Genomic DNA, 7,386 nt, shown 5'->3' on the forward strand with positions numbered 1-7,386 from the left:
AGGATCCGGCCCGCGGGGCGGCCGCCCTCACCGGCTTCTGGGACGAGCTCGACTGACACGGTCGCCCGAACCGCGACCCGGCGCTGCACGGGTTTGCAATTGCCGGCCACCGAAGGTCTGCGCAAGTGGGTGCTGAAGGTCAAAATCGGGCGCTGGCGCCAGCGGTCTCTTAGGCTCATTGGATGCATTTGTCGTGGCCGTTAATTGGCCGCTCGGCCGAGATGCAGGCCGTCGCGGCCGCCATTTCAGCGCCCGACGTCGGCGGAATCCTGATCTGCGGCGCCGCGGGCGTCGGCAAGAGCCGGATCGCGCGGGATGCGTTGACCATCGCCGCATCGCGCGGCTGTGAAAGCCGCTGGACCGTCGGCGCCTCGTCGGCTCGGTCGATTCCCCTCGGCGCGTTCACGGCGTGGGCGCCGTTGGGTGCCGCCGACACCGTTGCGTTGGTGCGTGGCGTCGTCGAATCGCTGACCGCTGCACCCCCGGGTGCCGACGTGGTCATCGCCGTCGACGACGCTCATCTGCTCGACGATCTGTCGACGTTCGTTGTGCATCAGATCGTCGCGCGCAGCGCGGCCAAAGTGATACTGACCGTCCGCGACAGCGCGCCGGTTCCAATTGCGCTGCAGGAGATCTCGAATGTGGGCGCATTCGACCGGCTCGACGTGCAGGCCCTGTCTCCTGAGGAGACCGAGACGCTGCTGCGCGCCGCGTTGGGCGGAGCAGTGGCGCCCGACGCCGCGTCGCGGCTGTGGAAACTCACGCAGGGCAACGCGCTTTACCTACAGAACATTGTCGAGCAGGAGATCGCCGACGGACGCCTCGCCCTCGAGCAGGACACGTGGTGCTGGACCGGCGACCCGCGGTTGCCTCCAGGGCTGGCCGAACTGATCGAATCACGCATCGGTGACCTGCCGTCGGCCGTCGGCGACGTCATCGACCTGCTGGCGGTCGGCGAGCCGATCGAACTGTCGACCTTGTCGCGGATCACCGAGGTCGGCGCCGTCGAGGAGGCCGACGTCAAGGGCCTCATCACCCTTGAGGGCGCCGGCGGTGGAGTCGAGGTGCGGATCGCGCACCCGCTGTACGGGGAGGTTCGCCGGGGGCGGGCGGCGCCGACCCGGTTACGACGCCTGCGCGGGCTTGTCGCCGTTGAACTCGCGGCCTCCGATGACGGCGACGACATCCGCGTCGTCGTGCGCCGCGCGGCGCTGAGCATCGACTCCGACCTCGTACCCGACGCCGATCTGCTGTCACGGGCGGCTCACGGCGCTGTATGGCTGGCCGATCTGGCGCTGGCCGACCGATTGGCGCATGCGGCTGTCAGGGCCGGCGGCGGACCCGAGCCGAGCCTGATCCGGGCGCACGCGTTGTCGTGGCTGGGCCGCGGGCAGGAGTCGGAGGCCGTCTTCGCAGGCATTCGCACCGAAGAGCTCTCCGAGGAACAGCGGGCCAGGTGTGCGTTCCTGCGGTCGAGCAATCTGCTGTGGGCGCTCGGTGATGCGGAGCGGGCGAAAGCGATCATCGACGAGGCGGCGCGCACCGCGCCGGCGGACGACCGCACCTATGTCGACGCCTTCCTGACGGTCTACTGGTTCGCGATGGACCAGCCGAAAAATGCGGTGCAGGTCTCGGAAGGCCTTGCCTTCGCGGATATCCCCGTCGTCGGCGCGGAGGTCGCGTGGGCGCTTGCGCAGATCGCCGCGGATGCGGGCCGCACGTCCGACGCTGTCGACTTCGCGGAAGCCGGATACGACGTTGCCACCCGCACTCTCGACGCCCCGCACATGAGGTTCAACATCGCCGACGCGCACGTCGGCGCACTGATGCTGGCAGGCCGGATCGCCGACGCGCGCGAGGTGGCCGACCGCATCCGCGCCCAGGCCGACGACCTCCCGGGGGCGGCGGGGCTTCTCGGCGCGGCTGTCGCGGGGCGGGCCGCCCTCGGCGCAGGTGACCTGCAGACCGCAACCAGGCTGCTGGGGCGGGCCGCCCAGGGGCTGTCGGCGTCGCACGCGGGCGGGTGGGGGTTCAGCTACCGGGTCGCCCACGTGTGCGCACTGGCCATGCGTGGCTTGAGCGAGCAGGCGCAGACCGAGCTCAGCGCGCTCGATGAAGTGCAGCGCCGGTTCCGCCAGCTCGACTTCGAACGCGGGCTTGCCAATGCGTGGCTCGCCGCGAGTCAAGGGGCCGTGAGCGAGGCGATCGCGATCGTATCGAGGGCGGCCGAGAAATCCCGGGTTGCAGGCCGGTTCGCCGAGGAAGTGATGTGTCTGCAGACCGCCGCACAGTTCGGTGACGCCACAGGCGAGCCGAGGCTGCGCGAGCTGGAGTCGATCGTCGAGGGGTCTCGTGCGGGCCTTGCCAGACGGTTCGCCGCCGCTCTCCGTGAAGGTGACGGTGTCGAGTTGGCATCCTTGTCCGACGAATTCGAGTTCATCGGTGATTTGATTGCCGCCGTCGACACGGCTGCGCACGCCGCCATCGCATACCGCCGCCGGGACAAGCGTGGCTCTGCGCTGAGTTGCTCGACGCGTGCCGACAGCCTGGCCGCGGAGTGCGGTGCGGCCACCCCTGCGCTTCGGCAGGCGTCCGAGGCGCTTCCATTCACCGACCGCGAAACGGAGATCGTGATGCTGATCGGCGAGGGACTGTCCAACCGGGGCATTGCCGAGCGGCTGACGCTGTCGGTGCGTACGGTCGAGAGCTACGTTTACCGGGCCATGGCGAAGACGGGAACAGGCAGCCGCGACGAACTCGCTGCGCTGATGCCTCGTCGCCGGGGCGCGCGGTAACACCGGTTGGCCCCGCCGAGATTGCAGTACCGCGCTACTGCGCGTGTCGGGCAGTCAGGCAGCCACGATCAATCAGTCGCATCCATGAGAACGACTCCGGTTCGCGGGGTCCGGAGCCGCTCTCTGTCCAAGCAGAATGGAGCGAGCATGGCCGACGTGGCATTGGCGCCATGGATATTCTCGGCGCTGTTCAGCCACCGAGCTGTTGCCGCCGATGCCGTCGTCGGAAAAACCGTCTTCGTCTTTCCCGGTCACGGTTCGCGGTGGACGGACATGGCGATCGAACTGCTGCAGTGGGCACCGGCTTTCGCCAGCGAGATGCGTTCATGCGACATCGCGTTCGCCGAATTCTTCGACTGGTCGCTGCTCGAGGTGGTCCACGGCAACGTGGGGCTGCGACCGTTCGATCGGATCGATCTGTCGCTGCCCGTATCGTTCGCCGTGATGGCGTCACTTGCCGCCCAGTGGAGGGAACTGGGAATCCATCCCGACGCCGTCCTCGGCCACTCACACGGTGAGGTCGCCGCTGCCTACATCGCAGGTGGCCTGACGTTGAACGACGCGGCAAGGGTAGTGGCCCAGCGCGCCATCGCGATCAGTTCGATTGCCGGCACAGGCGGCATGGTCTCGATCCCGTGGCACGTCGAACGCGTGCTGTCGCTCATCGAACGGCGAGGTGAACCGATTACCGTTGCCGCGCAGAACGGTCCGGCGTCGACGGTCGTGACCGGGCCAGTCGCCGCGATAGACGAGCTCATCACGCTACTGGGACAAGACGAAGTGGCAGCCGAAAGGATCCCCGTCGACTATGCCTCCCAGTCCGCTCACATCGATGAGTTGCGACCCGCACTTCGCAAGTCGTTGTCGGATCTGCAGCCGCGAACGGGTGACATCCCTTTCATATCCTCGGTCACGGGGGCAGTGCTGGATACATCGATACTCGACGGTGACTACTGGTTCGCCAATCTGCGCCAACCGGTGTTGTTCGAGCAGGCGGTTCGGTGGTCATACCAACGCGGCTATCCCGCATTCGTCGAATGCAGTCCACGCCCGGTTCTGACCGCAGGTATTCAGCAGTCGCTGGACGAGTCACCACAGTCGGGGCCGACTCCGGTTTCATCGCCTCGGCCCAAGCCAGGTGTCCTTCGTAGCCGAACGACTCCGCCATCGCCCGGTATCGACTGACCCACCCGACGACAACAGGCTTCGTCTACGTTCCTCCGCTGACGATGGATTGGGCTGAGTCGGCATGTTCCTCCTCGCAGCCAAGGGACCGGGCGATTGCGCGGTAACGGTTCACCGAATCGCGGAAGGCGACCTGGTCACCGCGGGCATCAGCGAGCAGTGCGCGCAGCCGCAATGCGATGGCATCGCGTATCACCCAATTCCGGTCTGGCCGGGTTGTCTCCAAGCGATCGATCAATGATCGCGCTTCATCGAGGTCATCAGTGGCGCCGCGCTCGAGCAGTGTTTGCACGAGAAACTCGGTGCACAACGCCCCGTACGCGGGTCGTCCCGCCAGGTAGAGCTCGTCGGATGACGCCCGTAGTACCAAGATGGCGGCATCGCGGTCGCCACGTCGTGCGTTCTCGCGCGCGATCCAGGCGTCGGCGACGGGAACCAGAAATAAGGCACGTTCGCGTTCACATAGGTCACGCGTCTTCTTCATGAGCTCCACGCCGCGTTGACGTTCCTCATCATCGTCGCACCGCAGCAGCGCTCCTGCGAGCGAATACATGGCGACTCCGACGATGGTTTCGTTGCTGTGTGCCCGGGCGCTCTCGAGAGCGTCCTCCATGACCGTGAGTGCGGAGTCGTCGACGCTGATCATCCCGTAATGGATCGCTGAATTGGACCAGGTGACAACCGCGGCGAAAGTGGTGGCATCGACATCTCGGGCGATCGCGACGGCATCGTCCAGGTCTGCACGCCAACCGGGAATGCCGAGCGCGAGCCGTGCAGTCGAGCGCCATGCCAATGCCACCGCCAGCGGGGAGCCGATGCCGAAGGAGGCACCCATGACGGGATCACCGGCTGCGGCATCGACGATGATCTGCGATCGGTCGAGGATCTCGGCGAATTCGCCGCAATCGAAGCAGATGCAGAAAGGCACGTACGCCAGCGCCATGGCCGGGGCGGGATCGCCGATCGAATCCAGCAGCGTCAGTTGCTCCCTTGCCAACACTGCGCCCTCCGCGGAACGTCCGGCATAGAGAAGTTCACTCGCCAGGGCGGTCATCCCGATGGCCACCGAGAGCTTGTCTCCTGCAGCCGCGCAAAGCATCTTGAGGTCCGCGAATTGGTGTCGGCTCGATTCGACCTCGCGCCATGAGGTGGCGCACAGCATCGTGCGGGGCGCGATGCGCATCTGGAGGTGACCGGGAAGGTCGTCGGGCAGTTCGTCGGCGATCTGGCGGGCTCGCTCCCAGCTGAGGCGGGCGGAATCGAGGTCGCGGTTCATGGACCACCCACCTGCGCGCATATGCCAGGCGTAGGAGGCCGGCAGATCGCCTGCGGCCCGCAGGTGTTCGGCGATCAACGCCGAATTCTCTTCAACGTATTCCGGAGCTCGTTCTTGAATCGCGGCTGCGAGGAGGCGATGCCATTCGGCGCGGTCAGATTTCAGTTGGGACTCGTAGGCCACCGCGCGGATCAGAGGGTGCCGGAACGCATACTCGGCGTGCGGTGTGAATCGCACCTGATCGATCAGCTCAGCGGACAGCAGATCATCGATCACCGGATCGACGCCCAGTGCACTGATCAACTCCGCGCCGAAGCGTGCCCCGATCACCGACGCCGCATCCACTGTCCGTCGAGCCGGTCCACTCAGGCGGTCGATGCGAGCTTCGATGGCGGCCTGCACCGTGGCGGGCACGCTTATCTCGGCAACGTTCGTGCCGCAGCGGTAGCCACCATGATCGCCCGTGAGCACACCCCGCTGTACGAGTTCGCGCACCATTTCCTCGGCGAAGAACGGATTTCCGTCCGCCCTGTCAACGATCAGCGATGCGAGTTGTCCGACCGAAAGATCCGACCCCAGTAGTTCATCGATCAACGATGCGATATCCGCATCACTCAAAGGCGCAAGCGCTATGGCTTGTCCGCCGCGCACCCGTGCCAACGTTCCGCCGTATTCGGGACGCGCCGTGATCAACACCACCGTGGGCGTGCGGACCACGACGGTGAGGAACTCCGCCAACAGTGACTCGCTGACGGCGTCGATCCAGTGCGCGTCCTCGATGATGAAGAGCGCAGGTTCGGTGCGAGCCATCGTTGCCGAGTTGATCAGCGCAGTCAGTCGCCGCCGTCGTGCATCGGGATCGACCTGCGGCAGTGGCAGTTCTGGGTCGGCGATGCCGAGAAGGTCGTCGAGCAGGCGTAGGTCCTGTGGGTCGGCGTCCGGCGGCACGAAATCGCGCAATCGCACGCGTGCGTCAGCGTCGTCGAGATCGGTGATGCCACTGCCCGCACGAAGTAATCGGGTCACCGCGGAGAACGGGACGTCGCGGGCATGGGATTCGCAGAAGGTCCAGAAAACCTCGAACCCTCGCTCTGCCGCTACCGCCGCGGCCTCTCGGGCGACCCGACTCTTGCCGATTCCGGGCGGCCCAACCACATTCACGATGGCGCCGCGGCCGCCGATGGCACGGTCGACGATGGCATCGAGCGCTGCCATCTCCCAGCGCCGGCCCACCAGTCCGGCTTCTGCGCGCCCTACGACGCCGTCGGGCGATGCGATCGCCAGTAGGCGGCGGGAGGGGGCGGGTTCCTCGACTCCCTTGATGTGCACGAACTCCGGTTCCGCCAGACGTGCGGTGTGCTCCACCAGTAACGCCGTGGACTCCGAGAGCATCACGCCCCCCGGGGGCGCCGCCGCTTCCATCCGCTGCGCGAACCCGACTGTCTCGCCCGTCGCTGCATAGCCAAGCGAGCCGGAACCGAGCTCGCCGGCGATCACCCGACCCGAGTTCAGTCCGACGCGCAGCTGCAGCGCCACGCCGTCGCGGCGCTGCACCTCCGCTGCCAGCCTGCCCGCCTCCTGCTGGACGGCGAGTCCGGCAAGGCACGCCCGAGAAGCGTGGTCCTCGAGAGCAGCCGGCGCGCCGAACAACGCCATCACCCCGTCGCCGTTGTACTCGACGGTTCCGCCATAGCGTCGGATGACCGCAGCCAGCCTTGTGACCAGTTCGATCATGATCTCGCGTAACCGCTCGATGTCGATGCGAGCCGCCATGTCCATGGATTGCACGACGTCGGCAAACAACACAGTGACCTGCTTGTACTTCGCTGTCTGGGCCGAGTTGGCAGTCGCTGTTCCGCAGTTGTCGCAGAACTTCGCGGTCGCGCGCAGCTCTGTTCCGCATGAGCCACACGTCACGCCCGCTGTCATCTCAGCACCGCCTGTTCTTGACGACTCAACGTCTGGATCGCCATAGGATAGGTCGCCTAACAGCTGACGTCGGCGCAATTGACATTTGCGTCAAACGATGTGGATCAGACGCTGATTTTCCTTGCACTGATGACGAGCACGACGGCCCGGCGGCATCGGGCCGGGGCGCGCACCGAGGTCCTCGACGGCCTCGGGCACTGG

Annotated in this window: 3 protein-coding genes; 2 read left to right on the forward strand and 1 reads right to left on the reverse strand. The window is 66.4% G+C overall.

The window, feature by feature from the left end; translation table 11 throughout:
* Positions 1–182 precede the first annotated feature (182 nt).
* Positions 183–2,795, forward strand: a complete 2,613-nt coding sequence (locus Q2100_RS28380; RefSeq protein WP_302916725.1) for a LuxR C-terminal-related transcriptional regulator — start codon at positions 183–185, stop codon at positions 2,793–2,795.
* 147 nt (positions 2,796–2,942) lie between these two features.
* A complete protein-coding gene (locus Q2100_RS28385) occupies positions 2,943–3,980 on the forward strand; it encodes an acyltransferase domain-containing protein (RefSeq protein ID WP_302916726.1) in 1,038 nt (345 codons plus the stop codon).
* Between the two features lie 25 nt (positions 3,981–4,005).
* Here the strand turns inward: Q2100_RS28385 and Q2100_RS28390 are convergent, their stop codons facing one another.
* The gene (locus Q2100_RS28390; RefSeq protein WP_302916727.1) at positions 4,006–7,185 is read right to left on the reverse strand and encodes an AAA family ATPase; all 3,180 of its coding nucleotides are present in this window, start codon (positions 7,183–7,185) and stop codon (positions 4,006–4,008) included.
* Positions 7,186–7,386 lie beyond the last annotated feature (201 nt).

The sequence above is a fragment of the Mycolicibacterium arseniciresistens genome (genome assembly GCF_030519285.1).
In the GTDB taxonomy this organism is placed as follows: domain Bacteria; phylum Actinomycetota; class Actinomycetes; order Mycobacteriales; family Mycobacteriaceae; genus Mycobacterium; species Mycobacterium arseniciresistens.

Excerpts from the sequence above, each read along its gene's own strand:
- Q2100_RS28390 (WP_302916727.1), bottom strand. The coding sequence starts at position 7,185 with ATGACAGCGGGCGTGACGTGTGGCTCATGCGGAACAGAGCTGCGCGCG.
- Q2100_RS28380 (WP_302916725.1), top strand. The coding sequence starts at position 183 with ATGCATTTGTCGTGGCCGTTAATTGGCCGCTCGGCCGAGATGCAGGCC.
- Q2100_RS28385 (WP_302916726.1), top strand. The coding sequence starts at position 2,943 with ATGGCCGACGTGGCATTGGCGCCATGGATATTCTCGGCGCTGTTCAGC.